The 22,872-nt window shown below is 63.7% G+C and carries 11 protein-coding genes and 1 pseudogene; 6 read left to right on the top strand and 6 right to left on the bottom strand.

Annotation, left to right across the window (positions count from 1 at the left end):
* Positions 1–38 precede the first annotated feature (38 nt).
* Both ACSHWJ_RS00220 and ACSHWJ_RS00215 read left to right on the top strand, forming a co-directional pair.
* Positions 39–5,804 carry an alpha-2-macroglobulin family protein gene (locus tag ACSHWJ_RS00220; RefSeq protein ID WP_432539121.1) on the top strand — a complete coding sequence of 1,922 codons (5,766 nt, stop codon included), beginning with the start codon at positions 39–41 and terminating at the stop codon, positions 5,802–5,804.
* A gap of 216 nt (positions 5,805–6,020) precedes the next feature.
* Positions 6,021–6,206 (top strand): hypothetical protein, encoded by a 186-nt coding sequence (locus ACSHWJ_RS00215; protein WP_432539120.1) that lies wholly within the window; start codon positions 6,021–6,023, stop codon positions 6,204–6,206.
* Between the two features lie 123 nt (positions 6,207–6,329).
* Here the strand turns inward: ACSHWJ_RS00215 and ACSHWJ_RS00210 are convergent, their stop codons facing one another.
* From ACSHWJ_RS00210 to ACSHWJ_RS00200, 3 genes are all read right to left on the bottom strand, one after another.
* Positions 6,330–6,755, bottom strand: coding sequence for a hypothetical protein (locus tag ACSHWJ_RS00210; RefSeq protein ID WP_218800195.1), 426 nt, complete (start codon positions 6,753–6,755; stop codon positions 6,330–6,332).
* Positions 6,756–6,834: 79 nt separating this feature from the next.
* Complete coding sequence (locus tag ACSHWJ_RS00205) at positions 6,835–8,052, bottom strand: UbiH/UbiF/VisC/COQ6 family ubiquinone biosynthesis hydroxylase (protein ID WP_432539119.1); 1,218 nt, start codon at positions 8,050–8,052, stop codon at positions 6,835–6,837.
* Between the two features lie 33 nt (positions 8,053–8,085).
* Positions 8,086–8,784, bottom strand: coding sequence for a hypothetical protein (locus ACSHWJ_RS00200; protein WP_432539118.1), 699 nt, complete (start codon positions 8,782–8,784; stop codon positions 8,086–8,088).
* Between the two features lie 130 nt (positions 8,785–8,914).
* Between ACSHWJ_RS00200 and ACSHWJ_RS00195 the strand changes: the two genes are divergently transcribed.
* The 4 genes and pseudogenes from ACSHWJ_RS00195 to ACSHWJ_RS00180 form a co-directional block, all read left to right on the top strand.
* A complete protein-coding gene (locus tag ACSHWJ_RS00195; protein WP_282213331.1) occupies positions 8,915–10,390 on the top strand; it encodes an NAD-dependent succinate-semialdehyde dehydrogenase in 1,476 nt (491 codons plus the stop codon).
* Positions 10,391–10,492: 102 nt separating this feature from the next.
* Positions 10,493–14,419 carry a DUF3683 domain-containing protein gene (locus tag ACSHWJ_RS00190; RefSeq protein ID WP_432539117.1) on the top strand — a complete coding sequence of 1,309 codons (3,927 nt, stop codon included), beginning with the start codon at positions 10,493–10,495 and terminating at the stop codon, positions 14,417–14,419.
* A 343-nt stretch (positions 14,420–14,762) separates the two neighbouring features.
* Positions 14,763–16,010 (top strand): hypothetical protein, encoded by a 1,248-nt coding sequence (locus ACSHWJ_RS00185; RefSeq protein WP_432539116.1) that lies wholly within the window; start codon positions 14,763–14,765, stop codon positions 16,008–16,010.
* Positions 16,011–16,252: 242 nt separating this feature from the next.
* Positions 16,253–16,981, top strand: a pseudogene (locus ACSHWJ_RS00180) (DUF2459 domain-containing protein); the annotation flags it as partial.
* 79 nt (positions 16,982–17,060) lie between these two features.
* Here ACSHWJ_RS00180 and ACSHWJ_RS00175 read toward each other — a convergent pair.
* The 3 genes from ACSHWJ_RS00175 to ACSHWJ_RS00165 all read right to left on the bottom strand — a co-directional run bounded on the left by ACSHWJ_RS00175 (position 17,061) and on the right by ACSHWJ_RS00165 (position 22,845).
* A complete protein-coding gene (locus ACSHWJ_RS00175; protein ID WP_218797853.1) occupies positions 17,061–17,957 on the bottom strand; it encodes a universal stress protein in 897 nt (298 codons plus the stop codon).
* Between the two features lie 72 nt (positions 17,958–18,029).
* On the bottom strand, positions 18,030–19,994 hold the full coding sequence (locus ACSHWJ_RS00170; protein WP_010961014.1) for a monovalent cation:proton antiporter family protein: 1,965 nt from the start codon (positions 19,992–19,994) through the stop codon (positions 18,030–18,032).
* A gap of 91 nt (positions 19,995–20,085) precedes the next feature.
* Positions 20,086–22,845: a cation-transporting P-type ATPase gene (locus tag ACSHWJ_RS00165; RefSeq protein WP_282213329.1), complete on the bottom strand. Its 2,760-nt coding sequence runs from the start codon at positions 22,843–22,845 to the stop codon at positions 20,086–20,088.
* Positions 22,846–22,872 lie beyond the last annotated feature (27 nt).

The following is a 22,872-nucleotide window of genomic DNA, read 5'->3' as shown; positions in this document are numbered from 1 at the left end:
CGGTCCCCGGTCGCCCTGATCCGTGACGAGGAAACGTGATGAGCATGCGCGCAGTGTTCTGGGTCGTGACGTTGTGCTGGATTCAGGCGGCCGGTGCCGCGCGGCTGGAGCTGTTTTCGCCCGAGGGAACGGCCAAGGACGTGCGCCAGGTGACGGCGCGATTCTCCGAACCGATGGTTGCGTTCGGCGATCCCCGGCTCGCCGACCCGTTCACGGTGGATTGCCCGGTCCGGGGGCGCGGACGCTGGGCCGAACCCCGCACCTGGGTCTACGACTTCGAAGCCGACCTGCCCGCCGGCCTTTCCTGCCGATTCCGACCGAAGGCGCAGTTGAAGGCATTGAGCGGCGCGCCGGTCGATCTCGCCAGGGAATACCGCTTCGACACCGGCGGTCCGGTGGTGATGGGTTCCTATCCCAGCGAAGGCAGCGAGAACGTCGATGAAAACCAGGTCTTCCTGCTGGCCGCCGCCGCTCCGGCCACGCCGGAAAGCGTCACCGCCCATGCGCGCTGCCGGATCGAGGGCATGGAAGAGGCGATCGGCGTCGACGTCCTGACCGGCGAGCGACGGGATGCAGTGTTGGCCCAGCGCCGGAAACTGGGCTGGGGCTACACCGACCTGCTCTGGCCGGACGCCGATTTCGACTCGCTGGAACCGGAGGAAATCAAGGCCGGCGAAGCACGGCTGGTGCTGGTGCAATGCCGTCGGGCCATCCCGCCGGAGACGAAGGTCAGCATCTTCTGGGGCAGGGACATCGCCGCGCCCAGCGGCGTCGCGACGACCGAAGACCAGGAACTGAGCTTCAAGTCCCGCCCGAGCTTCACCGCCCGCTTCGGTTGCGAGCGGATCAATGCCGAGGCGGACTGCATTCCGCTCCTGCCGATGTCCCTGCGCTTCGGCGCGCCCGTGCCCGCCGACCAGGCCGCGGCCGTGCGCCTGGTCGATGCCGCCGGCAAGGTCTATCCGGCTGACGGACTCGACCCGGGCCGCAAACCTTTCGTCGAGGAACTGAGCTGGAAAGGCCCCTTCCCGGAAAAGTCCACGCTCCGCATCGAACTGCCCCCGGGGTTCGTCGACGATGCCGGACGTCCGCTGGAAAACGCCAGCCGTTATCCGCTGGAAGTCAAGACCGACGAATATCCTCCTTTGGCCAAATTTCCCGGCGAGTTCGGCATTCTGGAGCTGAAGGAGGGCGGCGTCCTGCCCGTCACCGTGCGCCACATCGAGAACCCCATGACCGGCCAACGACTGGCCTCGGGCGGCCCGGCCATCCCCGGCAAGATGAAGCGGGTGGCGTTGAGCGACCAGGACATCGCCGCCTGGATGCGCAAGGTGAAGAAGGCCGCCGAACGCCGGGGCGAATCGGTCCAGTTGCCCGACGGCGGCACCGAATGGAAGGAACTCACCGGTACCGAATCGGTGTTCGCCGATACTCCGGCGGAAACTTTCGAGCTGCCGCGTGCCGAAGCCCAGAAAGAGTTCGAGGTGCTCGGCATTCCCTTGGAAAACGCGGGCTTTTACGTGGTCGAACTGGCCAGCCCACGGCTCGGCGCCGCTTTATTGGGGGAGGAAAGGCCCCGCTACGTGGCGACCTCGGCGCTGGTCACCAATCTGTCGGTACACTTCAAATGGGGCCGGGAATCCTCGCTGGTCTGGGTGACGACCCTGGATTCGGCCCGGCCGGTGCCGAACGCCGATGTCCGCATCAGCCGCTACTGCAAGGACGAAACGTTGTGGCAGGGCCGGACGGATGCCAACGGCGTGGCGCTCATCCAGGGCCCGGCCCTGCCCAATCCCTCGGATTCCGGCGAGAGCTGCGACTGGGGCGACGGCCCCCTCATGGTGAGCGCCCGGACCGAGGACGACATGAGCTTCACCTTGAGCAGCTGGACCAATGGCATTTCGCCGCAGAACTTCGGCCTGGCGGTGGGCTTCTACGGCAACCCGGAAATCGTCCACTCGGTGCTGGACCGAAGCCTGTTCCGAGCCGGAGAGACCGTGTCCATGAAGCACTTCCAGCGCCTGCGCACGTCCAACGGCTTCGGCCTGCCGGATACCCGACCCGCGAAAATAAAGGTCCGCCACACCGGCAGCGGCCAGGAATACGAACTGCCGGCCGAGTTCGACGCGCGCGGAATCGCAGAAAATACCTGGGCGATTCCGGCCGAAGCCAAGCTCGGCGGTTACGAAATCGTATTCGTCTATGCCGACGGCAGCGAATCCGCCACCTCGGCCGAATTCCGCGTCGAGCAGTTCCGAGTGCCTACCATGCGCGCCGACATCCAGCCGCAGTCCGATGCGCTGATCAACGCCAGGGAAGCCACACTCGACCTTCACGTCAGCTATCTTTCCGGCGGCGGCGCGGCCAATGCGCCGGTCAAAGTCCGCACCCTGGTCGAGCCGCGCGCGGTGTCATTCCCCGGTTATCCGGATTTCGATTTCGAGGTGCAGGCCATCGAGGAAGGACTGCGCGACAGCGGCTACAGCGAGGAAGCCGAGAAACCCCCCGGGGCGAGCGGTCCCGCCCAGGTGCTGCCGCTGTCGCTGGACAAGGGCGGCGCGGCGCGGGTGACGGTTCCCAACCTGCCGCGCCAGCACACGCCGCAGGACCTGGTGGCCGAACTCGAATACCAGGATGCCAACGGCGAACTGTTGACCGTGGCCCGCCGTATCCCACTGTGGCCGGCCGGCCTCAGCCTGGGAATCAAGACCGATGGCTGGGTGGCAACCAGAGACCAAGTGCGGTTCCAGGTACTGGCGCTGGATCTGACCGGGAAACCCGCCGTCGGCAAAGAGGTCCGGGTCGACCTGTACTCGCGCACCACTTACTCTCACCGCAAGCGCCTGATCGGCGGCTTTTACGCCTATGACGACAAGACCGAAGTCAAACGCCTCGGCAGCCAGTGCAAAGGCAAGACCAACGATCAGGGCCTCCTCCTCTGCGTCCTCGCTCCCGGCGTATCCGGCGAAATCCTGCTCCAGGCCACGGCCGACGACGGCACCGGCAACCAGGCGCTGGGCACGGCTTCGATCTGGGTCGCCAGTGAGGACGAATGGTGGTTCGAGAACGGCCCCAGCGACCGCATGGACGTGATTGCCGAGAAGCGCGCCTACGAGCTGGGCGACAAGGCCCGCTTGCAGGTGCGCATGCCGTTCCGCGAAGCCACGGCTCTGGTGACGATCGAACGGGAAGGCATCGTCGACAGCTTCATCACCCCGCTGTCCGGCCGCTCTCCGGTGGTCGAAGTGCCCATCAAGGAAGCCTACGCGCCCAACGTGTTCGTCTCCGTGCTGGCCGTGCGGGGTCGGGTGGGGCCGGTGCAGACCTGGATCGCGGACATGGCCCGAAAGTTCAGGCTGCCGTGGCAGCCAGACGGCGGCAAGGCCACGACGATGATCGACCTGAGCAAGCCCGCCTACCGCATGGGGCTCGCCCAGATCGACGTGGGCTGGGCACCCAACCGGCTCGATGTGAAAGTGCAGGCCGACCGGGACACCTACAAGGTCCGGGAAACCGCCAAGGTGAAGGTGACGGTGCAGCGGGCCACGGGCGGCGCGCCGGCCGACGCCGAGATCGCCCTGGCGGCCGTCGACGAGGGGCTGCTCGAGATCAAGCCCAACGAAAGCTGGAACCTGCTGGACAAGATGATGGGCCGGCGCGGCATCGAGGTGCTCACCTCCACCGCGCAGATGCAGGTCGTCGGCAAGCGCCACTATGGCCGCAAGGCCGTGCCGCATGGCGGCGGCGGCGGCCGCCAGGCGGCGCGCGAGCTGTTCGACACCCTGCTGCTGTGGAAAGGCCGGGTGGCGCTGGACACCAGGGGCGAAGCCGAGATCGAGGTGCCGCTCAACGACTCGCTCACCGCCTTCCGGCTGGTGGCCATCGCCAACGCGGGCAGCGGCCTGTTCGGCACCGGCAAGACCTCGATCCGCACCACCCAGGACCTGATGCTCTATTCCGGCCTGCCGCCGATGGTCCGCGAAGGCGACCGCTTCCACGCCATCTTCAACGTGCGCAACGCCACCGACCGCAAGATCGCGGGCCGGCTCAGCGCCCGATTGACGCCGAAAGGCGCGGCGGCGGGCCAGGACCTTCCGCCCCGGCCCTTCGAACTCGAGGCCGGCACGGCGGGCGATTTCTCCTGGGAAGTCGACGTCCCGGTCGACGTCGCCGGGCTGGATTGGGAAATCGCCGCCGCGGAAGACGGCGGGGCCGCCACCGACCGGCTGAAAACCTCGCAGCAGGTGCAGCCCGCCGTGCCCGTCCGGGTGTTCCAGGCGACGCTGACCCGCATCGACAAGCCGCTCTCGCTCGCGGTGCAAAGGCCCGAGGACGCCGTGCCGGGCCGCGGCGGCGTGCGCGTCTCGCTGCGCGCCCGACTCGGCGATGGCCTCGGCGGGGTGATCGAATACATGACGCACTACCCCTACTCCTGCCTGGAGCAGAAGGTTTCCAAGGCCGTCGCGCTGCGCGACGAGCGCCTATGGAACGAGATCGTCGCCGACCTGCCCGCCTACCAGGATGCCGACGGCCTGTTCCGCTATTTCCCGGGTGACGACATCCACGGCAGCGACGTGCTGACCGCCTATGTCCTGGCGATCGCGCAGGAAGCCGGCTGGGAACTGCCCGAGAATGCCCTGGGCCGGGCCAAGGAGGCGTTGAAAGGCTTCGTCGAGGGCCGTGTGCTACGCGACTCCGCCCTGCCCACCGCCGATCTCTCCATTCGCAAGCTGGCGGCCGTCGAGGCCCTGGCCCGCTATGAAGAAGCGACGCCGGAGCTGCTGGACAGCATCCGCATCGAGCCCAGGCTCTGGCCCACCTCGGCGGTATTGGACTGGCTGTCGGTGTTGCAGCGGGTCGAAGCCATCCCCGATCGCAGCGCCAAGCTGAAGGAAGCGGAACAAACTCTCCGTGCCCGCCTCAACTTCCAGGGCACTACCCTGAACTTCTCCAGCGAGAAAAACGATGCCCTCTGGTGGTTGATGATCTCGCCCGACCTCAATGCGGTGCGGGCCGTCCTGGGCGTGATGGAACTGCCGGGCTGGCGCGAAGACATTCCCCGGCTGGTGACCGGCGCGTTGGGCCGCCAGACCAAGGGCCGCTGGAACACCACGACGGCAAACGCCTGGGGCCGGCTGGCGATGGAGAGGTTCAGCGAGGCATTCGAATCGGTGCCGGTCACCGGCTACACCGAGGCGAATCTCGGCGCAGTGAAAAAAGGCATGCAATGGACCGAGGAAACCCGGCGCAGCGCCCTGAACCTGCCCTGGCCCGACGGCCCCGGCACGCTGGAGGTGCGCCATCAGGGCACGGGCAAACCCTGGGCCATCGTCCAGAGCCGCGCCGCGATCCCCCTGAAAGAGCCACTGTTCACCGGTTTCTCGATCAAACGAACGGTCACCCCGGTCGAACGGAAGCAGCCCGGCGCCTGGAACCGGGGCGACGTGGCACGCGTCACGCTGGAACTCGACGCCCAGTCCGACATGAGCTGGGTGGTGGTGGACGACCCCATTCCCGCCGGCGCCAGCATCCTCGGCGGCGGCCTGGGACGCGACTCCGCCCTGCTGACCCGCGGCGAACGCCAGACCGGCTGGACCTGGCCCATCTACGAGGAGCGCCGCTTCGACGCCTATCGCGCGTATTACGACTATGTGCCAAAGGGAAAATGGAACATCGAATATACCGTGCGCTACAACAACCCAGGCAGCTTTGAACTGCCACCGACGCGCGTCGAGGCCATGTATGCGCCGGAAATGTTCGGGGAGCTGCCGAATAAGGCTTTGGTGATCGGGGTAACCCCATGAACCGTCCAGGGAAGGAAACATCGAACTGGCCGATGATTCGAATACCTCGGATCGGACTGCCTCGTACCCACTCGGCCGGCATATTCCTGGCGGGCATTCATCTTCCGTATCACGGCGAATATCACCCGAGGACGATATCGAGGAGTTGACACCGGGATACCGAGGCCGTAATACTGCTATTCATTTATCGGTTATTTACTTCAGGAGAGCAACCTCATGATGCGGATGATACTCATGGTGGCAACGAGCGTCTTATCGGCGTGCGCCGTCGGAGAAAGAATCAACACGGCGGTCACGGGACACACCATGCAATGTATCGATGGCGTCGAATATGTGCAGTTCGCCAGCGGCGCATCGGTGGCATATAGCCCCGACGGCAAAATCAAGACCTGCCGTAATTGATCGGCGTCCCATCCCGAATGAACGGAACCCTCGTTATCCTGCCGGCGGGTTCCTGCCTGGAGCCCATACCACGCAGGTCCGATCACGGCGAAGCGTGGTCGAGGCTGGCCGTGTAAGTCAGCCTCAACGGGGCATCGAATTATAGATACTCTGATCGAGCGTTCTACGCATCTGAGTTCTTATCAATGCATCCTCTTCTTCGTCCGCAGTAGGTCTGCCGCAGTTCGCTTTTTCTTCCAGTTCCGCCTCTCTGGCGAGCTCCTCGTTTTGCCAATACAGGTTGGAAGCCTTCATTTTCCCGCCACATCGCTCCGGCACGACCATCCCGATGGTAAAGCCGTCACATACTCCGTTCTCCGATATCTTTCCAGTGGCCGGGCAAGGATGTGAGCTGAGAAATACCCGGGTTTCGCGCTCTTTCAAGGCGTTGGCCGCCTGTATGTCGATTTCGGATTTCTGTGCCTGTTCGGCACAACCGAGCAATAGCGAAAACCCCAAGACCGCCACCCCATTCTTGACATCGCCTGAGAAACTGCACCTTTCTCCCATCAGATCCCTCCAGTAGATTGCTGCGACGTATCCACAGGACCATGGAATATGCGGGGGGTATACCAAACCCCCTGCGTTTTCAGCCTCCCAGGCTCTCGCCCCTCGCCAATTTGGGCAGACTCCCGTCCAATCCCATCGCATACCTCATCACCAGCTTCTTGGCGGGAGTGATACGTTCGGCGAGGCCGAGGCCGAGATTGCGGACGAAGCGCAGCGGGACGTTGGCGTTGCCGAAGGCGCGGTAGAAGAAATCCATGGCGGTCATCATCAGCAGGTTGCTGTTGCGGCGCATGCTTTCGTATTCGCGCAGCACCGCACTGGAGCCGATGTCGCGGCCGGCACACCTGGCCTTGGCGAGCACTTCGGCCAGGGCGGCCGCATCGAGCAGCCCGATGTTGACGCCCTGCCCCGCCAGCGGATGGATCATGTGGGCGGCGTCGCCCACCAGGACCGCGCCTTCCTTGTAATAGCGCAAGGCGTGCTGACGTCGGAGCGGGAAGGAGCCGCGGCTGACGATGCTCCTGATCTCGCCCAGTTCGACAGGGAACTCCCGGCCCAGCTCGCTCAGCAGGGCTTCGTCGGGGAGGGAGAGCAGCCATTTCACCCGTTCCGGCGCTTCGTACCACACCAGCGATGCGTTGGGTCCATCGAGCGGCAGGAAGGCCTGGGGTCCGTGCGGGGTGAAACGCTGCCAGGTGAGGTCCTGCTGCGGATAGGCGGTTTCGACGGTGAGCACCAGGGCATGATGCTCGTAGTCCCAACTGCTGACCCCCATGCCGCAGGCTTGACGTGCCTGGGATTGGCCACCATCCGCCGCCACCAGCAGCCGCGCTTCGATCGTGCGACCGTCCTCCAGCCCGATGCGCGAACCCTGCGAGCCATAATCGATCTTGCGGGTTTTGGCCGGACAGAGGAAATCGACGCATGACAATGCCGGGAACCGGTCGATCAGCGCGAGCTGGAGCACCCGGTTTTCGACGATGTAGCCGAGCACTTCCTCGTGGATGTCCTCGCTCGAAAACAGCACGTCGCCGCGGTCTTCCCACACCCGCATCCGCCGGAACGGACAGCAGCGGCGGGAAACGACACCGGCCCAGGCGCCGACCGAGTCGAGGATGCTGACCGAAGCGATGCTGACCGCGGAGACCCGCAGGTCGTGCGGCTGCTCGGGGGAGAAGGCGGGCGGCGGCGCCCCTTCGATCACGGCAACGCGCAGGCCGGTTCCTTCCAGCGCGCAGGCCAGCGTCGCGCCCACCATTCCACCGCCCACGATGGCGATATCGTATCGTTCTGACATTTGATTTTGCTCTTCCGCTGGCGGAGTCCCGATTCAGCGCTTGTGGTTGATCCGGTCGAACTCAGCGAGAAAATTCCTGACCCTTTCTTCGATCGCAGCCTTCGATTGTTCCACCAAGGTGGACTGATCACCGGCGGTAGCGAAAATGAAGTTGCTCTCCCACAGCAGCGCATCGACGTGCTGAGGCACTTCCAGCGGGCTCTTCTCCTTGCCGCCGGACTCGGGATAGAGCTCGGACGACCAGTTCACCGCATGAGCGTAGTGTGCCAGTCCCTGGACTTCGGCCGAAATCGCCGCGGGCTGCTCGCCGGCCGGCGTCGCCGCCAGGTCGACGACGAGCAGCAGCTGTCCCGACATGTGCGGCAGGAAATGCCGGTCGAACGAGCTCTTGGCGATCTGGAATGGAACCTTGTGTTCGGCCATCAGGTTGCCGACATCGGCGTTCACGGCGGTGCAGATGGCCCTGACCGCCGGATTTTCTGCTTCCTCCACCGGACAGTAGAAGATGATTCCCGGCCAGCCCTTCAGACGTTCGAGGTTGGTCTGTTTCATGTGCTCGAGGACCTTTTGCTTCACCGCCGGCGAAATCGAAGCCGTGTCCGGTGAAAAGGTCTGCGGCGCCGCCGGTTCGGGTTCCGCCTGGCCGCTGCCCCATCCGAACATCAGCAACATCGCCGCGGCGAGCTTCAACCGGAACACCGCCCTTTCCGGGCCATTCATGGGGGGATTCATGTACGATTCTCCTGTTTCGATTTTCGGTGGAAGCGATCAAGACTCCTGCGGTCTCATGGTGCATCATGGTACTACCGCGCCGAAAATGTGCGAAATGCCGCGCATGTCCTTTTCGCTTGGGGAGCCACCAATGAGCCATGAACTCCGACTCGACCAGCCCGGCCTGCTGCGTACCCGGTGCCTGATCGACGGCCAATGGGTCGACGCCGACCACTCAAAGACTTTTTCCGTGACCGATCCGGCCACCGGCCGGGTTCTGGCCGATGTCCCTGCCATGGGCGCCGCCGAGACCATGCGGGCGATCGCCGCCGCGGAACACGCCTGGACCGGCTGGCGCGGCAAGACCGCCAAGGAGCGCGCCGCGGTCTTGCGCCGCTGGTACGAGCTGATCCTGAGCCATACCGAAGACCTCGCTCGCATCCTCACCGCCGAGCAGGGCAAGCCACTGACCGAGGCCCGCAACGAGATCGGCTACGCCGCCGGCTTCGTCGAATGGTTCGCGGAGGAGGCTGGACGCGCCTACGGCGAAACCATCCCCTCCCCCGTCCCGGACAAGCGGCTGCTGGTCATCCGCCAGCCCATCGGTGTATGCGCAGCCATCACGCCCTGGAATTTCCCGGCCGCGATGATCACCCGCAAGATCGCGCCGGCCCTGGCCGCCGGTTGCACCGTAGTGGTGAAACCCGCCGAGCAGACGCCGCTGACCGCCCTCGCCCTGGCCGACCTAGCGGTGCAGGCGGGCTTTCCGCCCGGCGTGATCAACGTCGTGACCGGCGATCCGGAAGCGATCGGCGGCGAACTGACTTCCAATCCCTTGATCCGCAAACTCTCCTTCACTGGCTCGACCGAGGTCGGACGCCTCTTGATGGCGCAATGCGCCGCGACGGTGAAGAAAATCTCGCTGGAGCTGGGCGGCAACGCGCCCTTCATCGTGTTCGAGGACGCCGATCTGGATGCCGCGGTCGAGGGCGCCTTGCTGTCGAAGTACCGCAACACCGGCCAGACCTGCGTCTGCACCAACCGCTTCCTGATCCAGGATTCGATCTACGACGCCTTCGCCGAACGCCTCGCGGCCAAGGTGCGCAGGCTCGAGGTCGGCAACGGCCTGGACGAGGGCGTCGTCCAAGGACCGCTCATCGACGAGCAGGCACTGGCCAAGGTGGAGCGACATATCGCCGACGCCCTGGACAGAGGCGCCCGGGTGCTGGCGGGCGGCGGACGGCACCCCCTGGGCGGACGGTTTTTCCAGCCCACGGTGCTCGTCGATGTCACGCCAGAGATGCTGTGCACGCGCGAGGAAACTTTCGGGCCGGTGGCGCCATTGCTGCGCTTCGGTTCCGAGGAAGAGGCCCTCGCAATCGCCAACGCCACCGAGTATGGACTCGCCGCCTATTTCTACACCCGCGACCTGGCCCGAGCCTTCCGCGTCGGCGAAGCACTGGAATACGGCATGGTCGGCATCAACACCGGCATGCTCTCCTATGACGTCGCACCCTTCGGCGGCGTCAAGCAGTCCGGCATCGGCCGGGAAGGTTCGCACCATGGCATGGACGAATACCTGGAACTCAAATACCTCTGTCTAGGCGGGATGGCGCCATCCGCCTGACCAGGTTCGCAAACCGATCCTCATTGTTGCACGCCACGCCGTATTTCCGGCCCGGCCTGCGCGATAGAATCGGGGTTTCACCGCTTTGACGAGAACCCAGGCATGGCCGCTGCCCCGGACTCCTTTCCCCACAACACAGACCCAGGCCCCCGCCTGCGCGAGATTCCCTACAACTACACTTCTTTCTCCGACCGCGAGATCGTCATCCGTCTGCTCGGCGAGGACATGTGGCAGGTGCTGGAAGACCTGCGCACCGAGCGCGTTACCGGCCGCTCGGCGCGTATGCTGTACGAGGTGCTCGGTGACATCTGGGCGGTGCAGCGCAATCCCTATCTGGAAGACGACCTGCTCGACAACGAAGGCCGCCGCCGGGCGCTGCTGGAGGCGCTGCGCCATCGCCTGCGCCAGATGGAGCAGCGCCGCGCCGGGATCGAAGTCGGCCGGTCGGAACGGGCCGCCAAGGTCGCGCTGCTGCTCCAGGCGGCGCACCAAGCGGTGGATGCCTTCGAGGCCTGCTTCGAGCACACCCGGGAATTGCGCCGCCGGGCGCTGACCCTGCTGTCTCGCCACACCCGCAAGGACAACATCTGCTTCGACGGCTATGCCCGCGTCACCCACGTCACCGACGCGACCGACTGGCGCGTCGAATATCCGTTCGTCGTGCTCTACCCTTGCAGCGAACAGGAAGTCGGACATCTGGTGCGCGACTGCATCGAGCTGGGCCTGACCATCATCCCCCGCGGTGGCGGCACGGGCTACACCGGCGGCGCGGTGCCGCTGACGCCGCTGTCCGCGGTCATCAACACCGAGAAACTGCTGGAGCTGAGCGCGGTGGAGCGCGAAACCCTCCTGCCCGGCGTGGACCGGCCTTGCGCCACGATCTTCACCGGCGCCGGGGTCGTGACGCGGCGGGTGATGGATGCGGCGGAACAGGCCGGACTGGTGTTCGCCTGCGACCCGACTTCGGCGGACGCATCCTGCATCGGCGGCAACATCGCCATGAACGCCGGCGGCAAGAAGGCGGTGCTGTGGGGCACGGCGCTGGACAACCTGGCCTCTTGGCGCATGGTCACCCCGGACGGCAACTGGCTGGAGGTCGAGCGGCTGAACCATAACCTCGGCAGGATCCATGACCAGGACGAGGTGAAATTCCGGCTCAGACGCCATGACGCCGACGGCCACAGACTCCTCGAGGAGGAAATCCTCACCCTTCCCGGCCACCGCTTCCGCAAGACCGGCCTGGGCAAGGACGTGACCGACAAGTTCCTCGGCGGCCTGCCCGGCATCCAGAAAGAGGGGTGCGATGGCATCATCACCTCCGCGCGCTGGATCCTGCACGAGATGCCGCCGTACACCCGCACCTTCTGCCTCGAATTCTTCGGCCAGGTACGGGAAGCCGTACCGGCCATCGTCGAAATCCAGGACTATCTCGGAAGCCTCTCCAAGTCCGGCGGCGCCCGGGTCATGCTGGCCGGACTGGAGCATCTGGACGAGCGCTACGTCAAGGCCGTGGGCTACGCCACCAAGGCCCGCCGCCACGGCCGCCCGAAGATGGTACTGCTCGGCGACATCGTCGGCGACGATGACGACGCGGTAGCCCGGGCCGCCTCGCAAGTGGTACGGCTGTGCAATGCACGGAGCGCGGAGGGTTTCATCGCCGTCAGCCCGGAGGCCCGCCGCAAATTCTGGCTGGACCGCGCCCGCACCGCGGCGATCGCCAAGCACACCAACGCCTTCAAGATCAACGAGGACGTGGTGATCCCGCTGGCGCGCATGGGTGACTACTGCGACGGCATCGAGCGCATCAACATCGAATTGTCCTTGCGCAACAAGCTCAAGCTGTGCGATGCGCTGGCGGAATGCCTTGGCGGCGAACTGCCCTTGCGTGCTTATGAGGACGGGATCAACAAGACAGAGCTGATCGGCGACCGTCGAGCGCTGGCGCTGGATGCCGTGGCAGCGGTGCGCGAACGCTGGCAATGGCTGCTGGATCACCTGGATCTGCCGCTGGAGCAGGCCGAAGCCCGGTTTGCCGAACTCGGCATCGAGGCCGGCGCGCTGACCAACCGCACCGAGCGGCCTACCCTGTTCCACCGGCTCCAGGACCACTCGGTGCGCGTCTCGTGGAAAAAGGAACTGTTGCCGCGCCTCAAGAGCATCTTCGAGGGCGATAGCTTCCGCCCCATCGTCGAGCGGATCGAGGCGGTGCACAAGGCCGTCCTGCGCGGCCGGGTCTTCGTCGCCCTGCACATGCACGCCGGGGACGGCAACGTCCACACCAATCTGCCGGTCAATTCGGACCATTACGAGATGCTGCAAGAGGCCAACGCCGCCGTCGTCCGCATCATGGCGCTGGCGCGCTCGCTCGGCGGGGTGATCTCCGGCGAGCACGGCATCGGCATCACCAAATACGAATTCCTCACCGAAGAGGAAGTGGCGCCGTTCCACGCCTACAAGGCCCAGGTCGACCCCGAGGGCCGCTTCAACCAGGGCAAGCTGATGCCCGGGGCGGGTCTCCGCGCCGCCTACACGCCCTCGTTCAGCCTCATGGGTTTCGAGTCGCTCATCATGCAGCAGAGCGACATCGGCGCCATCGCCGATTCCGTGAAGGACTGCCTGCGCTGCGGCAAATGCAAGCCGGTCTGCTCCACCCACGTGCCGCAGGCCAACCTGCCGTATTCGCCGCGCAACAAGATCCTCGCCACCTCGCTCCTGATCGAGGCTTTTCTGTACGAGGAGCAGACCCGCCGCGGCGTCTCCATCACCCACTGGAAGGAATTCGAGGACGTGGCCGACCACTGCACCGTCTGCCACAAGTGCTACAACCCCTGCCCGGTCGACATCGATTTCGGCCAGGTGTCGATGAACATGCGCAACCTGCTGCGCAAGATGGGCAAGCAGAGCTTCAATCCGGCCAAGACCGCGGCCCTGGCCTTCCTCAACGTCACCCGCCCCAACGCCATCAAGGCCTTGCGCTCCACCCTGATCGAATGGGGCTACCGCGGCCAGCGCTTGGGCCATCTGCTGCTCAGACCCTGGGGCCAGGCCCAGACCCGCCGGCCGCCGGCCTCACTGGGCAAACCGAAGGTCACCGAACAGGTGATCCATTTCATCAACAAGAAGATGCCGGGCCAGTTGCCCAGCAAGACCGCTCGGGCCCTGCTCGACATCGAGGACAACCAGGTGGTGCCGGTGATCCGCGACCCGCGCAAGACCGCCGTGGATTCCGAAGCCGTGTTCTATTTCCCCGGCTGCGGCTCGGAACGGCTGTTCTCGCAGGTCGGCCTCGCCACCCAGGCCATGCTGTACGAGATCGGGGTGCAGACCGTGCTGCCGCCCGGCTACCTGTGCTGCGGCTTCCCGCAGCGCGCCGCCGGCCAGTTCGACAAGGCAGAGAAGATCACCACCGACAACCGGGTGCTGTTCCACCGCGTCGCCAACACCCTCAACTATCTCGATATCAAGACCGTGGTCGTGAGCTGCGGCACCTGCCTCGATCAGCTCGCCTCCTACGAATTCGACCGCATCTTCCCCGGCAGCCGGGTGCTCGACATCCATGAATACCTGCTGGAGAAAGGCGTGAAACTCGAAGGCGTGAACGGCGTCCGCTACCTGTACCACGATCCCTGCCACAGCCCGATGAAGCAGCAGGACCCCCTCAAGACCGTCAACGCCCTGATCGCCACCGCCGACGGCAGCCGGATCGCCAAATCCGAGCGCTGCTGCGGCGAGTCCGGCACCCTCGCCATCGCCCGCCCGGACATCGCCACCCAGGTCCGATTCCGCAAGGAGGCCGAATTGAAGGCCGACGCGGCCAGCGTAAGAGCCGACGGCTTCGATGGCCCGGTCAAGGTACTGACCTCCTGCCCTTCCTGCCTGCAGGGCCTGCAGCGCTACCGGGAGGATGTCGACAAACTCGACGCCGACTACATCGTGGTCGAGATCGCAAGGCACGTGTTAGGTGAGAACTGGATGAAGGATTATGTGGAGCGGGCGGTCAATGGGGGAATCGAGCGCATACTCGTCTGAATCACCCAAGATAGAAATCATCCAGCCAACCAGACAATAATTAATCGTCATAACGCGCCGGAATCGGCCATCGCTTGCGGCACCACCGCTCACTCCGATGAATTTGAATCCCATATCTGCCCTCCCTACAGAACGGAGAAAAAGGCTCGAGTGGTCGTACGGCTGCCTGTTGGTAATAGTATCGGCATGTTTTTCGATCGGCACCGTCAGTGAGCTGTCTACGATAACCGTCTACCGCCACGACGACCTTTACTATCTAGACGACTACACATACCAGCTCAGATCGGACGGGCGGTGGCTTAATTATATACTTTTTGAATGGCTAAAAATGGTTCCAGGCTGGATGGCAACCCTGGCAATATGTTGCTCATTTGGTGTTTTCTGGGTTGTTGCCGCTTACCAACAGAGTCGTGTTCCGTTGTACTCACTTCTGTTGTCTTTATTATGTCTCCAGATATATCCACTTTATTTGCAGATTTTATGGCCTGCGACATCACTGCCGGCATATTTGCTTCTGGCTTTCGCTGCGCTAATCGCCAGCCGTCTCGGCATATGGAAGTTCTATATGCTGTTCGGCGTATTGTGCTTTGGCACCCTCAGCAATATTTACTACATTCTGCCACTTCTCCATTTGAACCTTGCTGACGAAGGAGAATCAAAGGATGACGCAAATACCACATTGTTCAGAATATTGTCGGCATGGGGTTGTGGTTTTGCATTAGGCTATTTTTCCATGCTGTCGATACTTTGTCTGGCGACTGGCCAATTGGGGCTGGAACTAGCGGAATGGCGACAGCCGCATTTTGTACATAGCGTCAAAGATATCGCTGAAAACATAGACAGATCAGCCACCTATTTCTTATCACATATTCAGAACATATTCTCTGACTATATACGAACATGGATTCTACTGGCCGCCATGGCCATTCAGTTTTTGTGGAACAAGAACAAGCGCCACAATATTACAGCCATCATTTCATTGGCCATCATCGCAGCACATTACGTCATAATTTTGCCAACTGGGATAATATACTCCACGAGGACTGCGATGGCGACATGGTCAGGAATAATTTGCTTGGCCTTCATGGCATCCAGCTCGGAAGGAACCAGGTGGCTATGGCTATCTCCACTTGCCGTGTTGCTGACATTTTCGTTCGCCAAACAGAATGAGTCCGCTTTGGCTTGGTACTCGACGATAACAAATTATTGGAAGACAGCGCTGCTGGAATCAACGCCCTTACCCCCACACCAATATAACGGTTTAGTATTTTTTAGTAATGACGAGGAAGTCGGAGCTTCTGTAGATATGATTTCCATCCGTTATGGCGTGCAGCAAGGCATGGGGTTTGAGCGTCTTAATCGCTCGAAAAGCTGGAAACCTGCAGCATTCGAAGCCGGCTTTGAGAAAGTCATCATATGCAATGATGTAAAATCCGACTACTGCAATGATGTGAGACCGGCACATGAAGCAAACACTCGATGCGGCGACGGACTATATTGTTTCTATGGCGTGACGGAGGACGGACTCCTGATGGCGGGCCTTGACGTGAGCGGCTCAGTCAAGGAATGCCATCCGCCACGAAATTGGTAACTTGGCGATACATTGGCCATAGTTCGGCGCTTGACATATAAGTAGATCGACCCCTCATAAACGGGTCTCGATTTTCTGATCGCATGATAGTATGTACCCATTTCATAAACTCGCTGCAAACTTGAGCTGCTTGCCGTTGGATCGAATGGTATTACATTGAGGACAAAACGACATGGTTTGGCCTCGCAAGTTTGCGCCGTTTTGGTTCGTTGCGAGTATGCTTTCAATCGGAGCTTTGGCCCATGGCAAGGATTCGGTCTCCGATCTGGAAACCTCTATCTGCGGCATCGTGCGGCAACCCCCGGCGTTCCGGCAGTTCCCGCGGACGCCCGCAGCGTCCGGCCGATCCGGAGCCGCCGGTTTCAAACGGTCGGCGATTTTCTGGCGCGATGACTCCGCTCGCCCGGCTGCTGCCTTGCATGCTGTGGCTGTGCTCCGCCTGTGCGGGGCCGGGAACCCCAAGCCCGGCGCCTGTACCTGGCGAACCCCACGCCTCGATCTATATCGTCAACGAAGGCAAACATGCCGGCCTCATCCTGCGGAAAGCGGACATTCCCGCCGGGTTCATTCCGGAGAGCTCTGATTTTCCCGAGGCCGACTACCTGGAGCTGGGCTGGGGCGACTGGGACTATTACCAGTCCGGCGATCCCGGCCTGTGGCTGACCCTGAAAGCAGCCTTCTGGCCTACGGCCAGCGTGCTGCACGTGGCCGGCATCGAGGGGGACATCGCGGCGCGTTACGCCGGTTATGAATGGATACGGCTCGACCTTGCGCCGCGGCCGTTTGCCGGATTGGCCGGCTACGTCGACCGCAGCTTCGCCAGAAACGGCTCCCCGCGGGCGTCGCCCGTCGGTCCGGAACACCATGAAGACGGGCGGTTCTACCCGGCCAACGCCAAATTCCACATTTTCCACACCTGCAATGGCTGGCTGGCCGGCGCGCTGGCCGCGGCGGGTTATCCGATGGGCTGGTTCGAGCCGGTCACGGCGGAGCAGTTGATGACGAAGATCCGCCCCTACGCGGCACCTTCGCTGGAGACGCATCCGCCAATCAGGCCCTCGACTGGCTTGCGACCAGCACGTCGCAACTCGAAAGCGCCAGCAGATGCTTCGTCAGACTACCCAGCAGCATTTCTTCAATCCACCCATAACCATGCTTCCCAACGACGATGAGGTCGCAATCCTGCTCCTGCTCCTGCTCCAGTACGCAGTCGAGCGCCGGGCCGGGAAGCACCAGACGCGTGAGCCGTTCGGCGGGGAAGCCGGCATGGGCCATCACCTCATCCATCCGCGCATCGGCATCCCTGCGGGCCGCATCGCGCAGCTCCATGATCTCGAACTCATCCGCCCCGCCTTGGCGCAGCTTGTTTTCGAGCGGGGGCTGAAACGCGTTCAGCACGACAAAGTGAGCCTCGGGCGCAACCAGGCGCGCAAGCCGCAAAGCGGCTACCGAGCGTTCGGAAAAGTCCACGGCCACCAGAACCCTTTGATAGGGACCATGCGGGATCTGCTTGACCATCAGAACCGGCCGCGTGATCAACCGCAGGACCCGCTCGGTTGTGGAACCCAGCAGCAGCTCCCGAACGAAGCCGGCGCCGCGCGCACCCATCACGAGAAGATCGGCGTCAAGGGTATCCGCGTGGGCGACGATCTCCTTCAACACGGCACCCACCACCAGACGCACTTCGACGGCGCTCCCCCACCGATGCGTCATATCGGTCGCGAGCCGCTCGAGTTCCTTCATGGCTTCGCCGATCAACCGCCGCTCCGCGGCTTCTCCCGAGCGTCCGGCAAAGCTCCGCAGATGCTCCATCAACTGCAGGTCCACGACGTGAAGCAAACCCAGCTTGGCATCGGTCTGACCCGCCAGCAGAGCCGCGCGCATGGCGGCATGTCGGGCGGGAGCGGAAAGATCCGTGGCAGCCAGCACTGTTTTGATGCGTTTCATCCCCGTATCCTCCCCGCGGACGACTCCGCGCTCGTCGAACCCCGCCTTCGGTCGGCGGCGCCAAAAAACGGATCAGCCCAGCAAGCGGCGCTCCGCCTTGTCCAAATCCGAGACGGCCCCGAACAGGACTACCGCATCGCCCTCCGCGAGACGCGTTTCAGGTGCCGGCGCGAGTTCCCGGACCCCGTGGCGGACCAACGCGGTGACGACCACATTTTCGAGCGCCAGTTCCGCAAGCGTGCATCCGGCCACTCTGCAGCCGGGAGGCAGCGGCACCGCACGCAGCCGGTCGCCGTCCTGAGACTGGACATCATCGGAAAACGTCTCGTCGCCCCGGAAAAACTCCCTCAGCAAGAGATAGCGGTTGAGACGCTGCTCCCGGATACGGCGAGCCACGCGCGAAAGCGGGACGTTCAGCAGCAGCAGCGCCTGGGAGGCGATCATCAGACCGGCTTCCAGCGTTTCCGGCACGACTTCCGCCGCCCCCGCGCGGCGCAGCTCCTCCACATGGCTTTCGTCCCGGGTGCGCACCATGACGGGCAGCCCGGGCCGTAGGGCAGCGGCGTGATGCAGGACCTTGTGGGCCGCGGCAAGGTCTTCGTGACTCACGACGACCAACCTGGCCTTGCCGATCCCGACCGCCTCCAGCATGTCGCGTTCCGAAGAATCGCCGTAATAAACGGGTTCACAGGCGATCCGTGCTTCCTTGACCCGCTGCGGGTCAAGGTCGAGTGCGACGTAAGGAATCCGCTCTTCCTCCAGGAATCGACCGATATTTTGTCCGATGCGCCCGTATCCGCAGATGATGACGTGGTCATGCGGAGATCCGGCGACTCCCGGCCCGGCCGAAAGTGCGCCTTCTTCACCCGGCGGCGGACGGAACCAGCCTTCCACCAGAACGCGGTTGTACCGGATGAGGAAGGGCGCGGTGATCATCGAGAGCAGCACTGCCATGAGCACGATTTGGCCTGTCAGCTGCGAAATCACTCCGGCATCGAGCGCAATGGCGAGCAGAGCGAACCCGAACTCACCGCCGACGGCCACCAGCAGGCCGACGCGCCAGGCTGTGGCCAGATCGATTCCCGTCGCCCGGACGAGGACCGCCACCAGCACGGTTTTCGCCGCGAGCAGGACGAATGCGCCGCCCAAAGCCCATTGCCATGTTCCCTCCATCAGGGAGGGATCGAACAACATACCAATACTCACGAAGAACAATCCGAGCAAGACGTCCCGAAAAGGCCGGATGGTGGATTCCACCTGATGGCGAAATTCGGTCTCCCCCAGCATCATGCCAACCAGGAACGCGCCGAAAGCCACCGACAGACCCAGCTGGTAAGTGAGCCCCCCGGCTCCCAGCGACACCAGAAGCACGGTCAAGGTGAACAGTTCGGCCGAGCGGCGGGATGCGACCGCGTGAAAAAGAGGGCGCAACAGCCAGCGGCCGGCAAAGAAGACCAGGACGAAGGCCAGAACGGCCTTGGCCAGCGCCCATGCCAGCGACTCGCCCAGGACCCTCAAGCTGGGAACGGCGAGTACCGGCACGACGACGATCAAGGGCACTGCCGTGACGTCCTGAAACACCGACATGGCCACCGCCAGCCGTCCGTGCCGGCTGTACTCTTCACCCTGCTCCGCGAGCTGCTTGCCAATGATGGCCGTGGACGATTGAGCGAACACGGCTCCGACCACGAACGCGGCTTCAGGAGAGAGACCGAAGGCAAAGGCGGCGGCGCCGACCACCAGGGTCGTCAGCACCACCTGCCCCGTACCGAGGCCCAGCACCAGATGCCGCAAGGCATGGACCTGCGGCAACGAAAGATTCAGGCCGATGGTGAACATCAGAAAGACGATGCCGAATTCGGCGGCTCCGTGAATCTCTGGGTTCTCGATCACGGGTCCGCCGGTATGCGGGCCGAGCAGGACGCCCACCACCAGGTAGGCCAGACTCGACGGAACACGCAGCCATTGGAAGACGGCCACCACGAGCGCCGTGGTGCCCAGGAGAAGCAGGATCTGCGCGAATGAGGCGGCCGTCATTTCCGGAAACGGCCTTCAAATGTACTGGTAGGTCGCAAAGCGCAGCAGCCTCGCTTGTGACTACCTTCTTCCGTCTCGGGCAGTACGGATTTCATGGGTTTGCCCACCGGCGGCCCATCCATTTTTCGATCCCGACCACGGCATGGATCGCAAGACTCACGGCCAGGACCAAGACCCACGCGACCGCTCCGATGGGCGCGCTGGCAAACGCCCGGTTCATCGGAGGCCAGTAGGTGAAGAGAAGCTGCAGCGCGGCCATCGCGAGCACGCCGACAAGCAGCCGCGGATTGGAAAACACCCCCACATGGAACATCGAGTATTCCAGCGACCGGCAGTTGAACAGGTAGAACATCTCGCCGAACACGAAGACGGCGACGGCGGTGGTGCGGGCAGTCTCGAGGCTGTCACCTCGCCCCAGCGCCCATTCGAACAAGCCAAACGCCCCCACCAGCAGCAATAGACCCACCACGAAGATTCGAAACAGCAAGGTGCGGGTCAAAATGGGTTGTCTTGGGTCGCGCGGACGGCGGTGCATGATGCCGGGCTCGTTGGCCTCGAAGGCCAGCATCAGGCCGAGCAGCACCGCCGTGCTCATGTTTATCCAGAGTATCTGCACCGGCAGGATGGGCAATGCGACCCCGCCGAACACGGCGACCGTGATCACCAGACCTTCGCCGACGTTGGTGGGCAGTGTCCAGGTGATGAACTTCATCAGATTGTCGAAAACACCACGCCCCTCCTCCACCGCCGCCTCGATGGTGGCGAAATTGTCGTCGGTCAATACCATCGCGGCGGCCTCCTTGGCCACCTCGGTGCCGGCCCTGCCCATCGCCACGCCGATGTCCGCCTGCCGCAAGGCCGGAGCATCGTTGACGCCGTCGCCGGTCATGGCGACCACATTCCCCCGTGCCTGCAGGGCCCGCACCAGGTCGAGCTTCTGCTCCGGCGCGACGCGGGCGTAGATGTCACAGTGCTCCACCACTCGGCGGTAAGCTTCCTCGTCGAGCCCCTGCAGTTCCGCTCCCGTGAGCACCCGCCCCCGGAGGGTGACGCCGAACAGCCGGTGCAACCTTCCCTCGCGCACCAAGCCGAGCTGGCGCGCGATGGCGCTCGCCGTACCGGGGTGATCGCCGGTAATCATCTTGACCCGAATCCCCGCCCGCTGACAGGCAGCGATCGCCTCCACCGCTTCCGGCCGAGGCGGGTCGATCATGCCTTGCAGGCCGAGGAAAACCAGACCGCCCTGCAGCGTAGGGTGCACCACCCTGTCTTCGCCCACGCACCGGTCTCCCCGGGCGAAGGCCAAGACGCGCAACCCTTGTGCGGCCATCGCTTCCACCTCGGCATGAATGGCGGTCGCGTCGAGGGGCATGACCCCCATGTGACGGTCGAATGCGGCGTCGCAGCGTTTCAGGATGCTTTCCGCCGAACCCTTCAGATAGACGTAGCGGGCGTTCTCAGCCCGATCGTGATGGAGGGTCGCCATGAACTGATGCTGGGACTCGAACGGTAGCGTATCGAGCCGCGGGTGGGATTCGCCGGCGTGAAGCTCGTGCAGTCCGGCCTTGCGCGCCGAAACCAGCAGAGCCCCTTCGGTGGGATCGCCCTCGACGCTCCATCCCTCGACGCCTTCGATCAGGCGGGCATCGTTGCACAGCAGGCCGGCCCGAAGACACTCCATCAAGGCCCCATGGCCACGGGGATCGATCACCGTCCCCGCCTGCCGGAACTCGCCCGCCGGCGCATAACCGCTGCCGGTGACCTCGAAATGCTCGCCGTCCGCATACACCGCAACGACGGTCATCTGGTTCTGAGTCAGGGTGCCGGTCTTGTCCGAGCAGATCACCGTGGTGCTGCCCAGGGTTTCCACGGCAGGCAGTTTGCGAATGATGGCGTTGCGCTTCGCCATCCGGGAAACGCCGATGGCCAGGGTGATGGTCAGAGCCGCCGGCAAACCCTCGGGAATCGCGCCCACGACCAGGGCCACCGAGGCCATGAACATATCGAGCGCGGATTCGCCCCGCTGCCAGCCGACCAGGAAAGTGACCGCGGCGAATCCCAGGATGACCCACATCAAGCGCTTGCTGAAATGGGAAATCTTTTGCGTCAGCGGCGTTTCGAGGATACGGGCCGTTGCGATCATCTGGTTGATTCGGCCGATTTCCGTGCGGTCGCCGGTTTCGACGACCAGCGCGAGACCGCTGCCGTAGGTCACCAGGGTGGTGGAATAGGCCATGTTGGCGCGGTCCGCCAGGACGGTATCGGCCGGCAGGGCTGCGGTCTGCTTCTCGACCGGGACGGATTCCCCGGTCAGGGCGGACTCGTCGATCTGCAGCTCCCGCGCACGCATCAGGCGGACATCGGCGGGCACCTTGTCCCCTGAATGCAAGGCGACGATGTCCCCCGGTACCAGTTCCGTCGCCGACACGGTGCGCTTCGTCCCGCTGCGGATCACGGTGGCATCGACGCTCAGATTGCGGGCGAGGGCATCGATGGCTTTCAAGGCGTTGGTTTCCTGGAGGAAGCCCATCACCGCATTGACTGCTACGACACCGAAGATGACGGCGGAATCCACCCATTCCTGCAACGCTGCCGTCACCGCCCCGGCCGCCAGGAGGATATAAACCAGTGGCTGGTTGAACTGCGACAGGAAAAGCAACCAGACCGGCTTGCCTTTTTTCGGAGCCAGACGGTTGGGACCGTGGCGTTCGAGCCGCCTTGCAGCTTCCTGCTCGGTCAGACCGTGCGCCAGATCGGCCTCGAGCCGCTCCAGAGCTTGCACCGTCTCCATAGCGTGCCAGTTAGCAGAGCGACTCGGGTCCGAAACGGTGGGAACCTTGACTGACTTCATGCTGCGGTGCTCCCGGACGGTTGCGAA

The sequence above is a fragment of the Methylococcus sp. S1M genome (assembly GCF_051295855.1).
Taxonomy (GTDB): domain Bacteria; phylum Pseudomonadota; class Gammaproteobacteria; order Methylococcales; family Methylococcaceae; genus Methylococcus; species Methylococcus capsulatus.
This window is presented reverse-complemented; position numbering and strand designations above follow the sequence as displayed.

Coding starts and splice junctions, on each gene's coding strand:
- ACSHWJ_RS00220 (WP_432539121.1), top strand. CDS start 39: ATGAGCATGCGCGCAGTGTTCTGGGTCGTGACGTTGTGCTGGATTCAG.
- ACSHWJ_RS00215 (WP_432539120.1), top strand. CDS start 6,021: ATGATGCGGATGATACTCATGGTGGCAACGAGCGTCTTATCGGCGTGC.
- ACSHWJ_RS00210 (WP_218800195.1), bottom strand. CDS start 6,755: ATGGGAGAAAGGTGCAGTTTCTCAGGCGATGTCAAGAATGGGGTGGCG.
- ACSHWJ_RS00205 (WP_432539119.1), bottom strand. CDS start 8,052: ATGTCAGAACGATACGATATCGCCATCGTGGGCGGTGGAATGGTGGGC.
- ACSHWJ_RS00200 (WP_432539118.1), bottom strand. CDS start 8,784: ATGAATCCCCCCATGAATGGCCCGGAAAGGGCGGTGTTCCGGTTGAAG.
- ACSHWJ_RS00195 (WP_282213331.1), top strand. CDS start 8,915: ATGAGCCATGAACTCCGACTCGACCAGCCCGGCCTGCTGCGTACCCGG.
- ACSHWJ_RS00190 (WP_432539117.1), top strand. CDS start 10,493: ATGGCCGCTGCCCCGGACTCCTTTCCCCACAACACAGACCCAGGCCCC.
- ACSHWJ_RS00185 (WP_432539116.1), top strand. CDS start 14,763: ATGGCAACCCTGGCAATATGTTGCTCATTTGGTGTTTTCTGGGTTGTT.
- ACSHWJ_RS00175 (WP_218797853.1), bottom strand. CDS start 17,957: ATGAAACGCATCAAAACAGTGCTGGCTGCCACGGATCTTTCCGCTCCC.
- ACSHWJ_RS00170 (WP_010961014.1), bottom strand. CDS start 19,994: ATGACGGCCGCCTCATTCGCGCAGATCCTGCTTCTCCTGGGCACCACG.
- ACSHWJ_RS00165 (WP_282213329.1), bottom strand. CDS start 22,845: ATGAAGTCAGTCAAGGTTCCCACCGTTTCGGACCCGAGTCGCTCTGCT.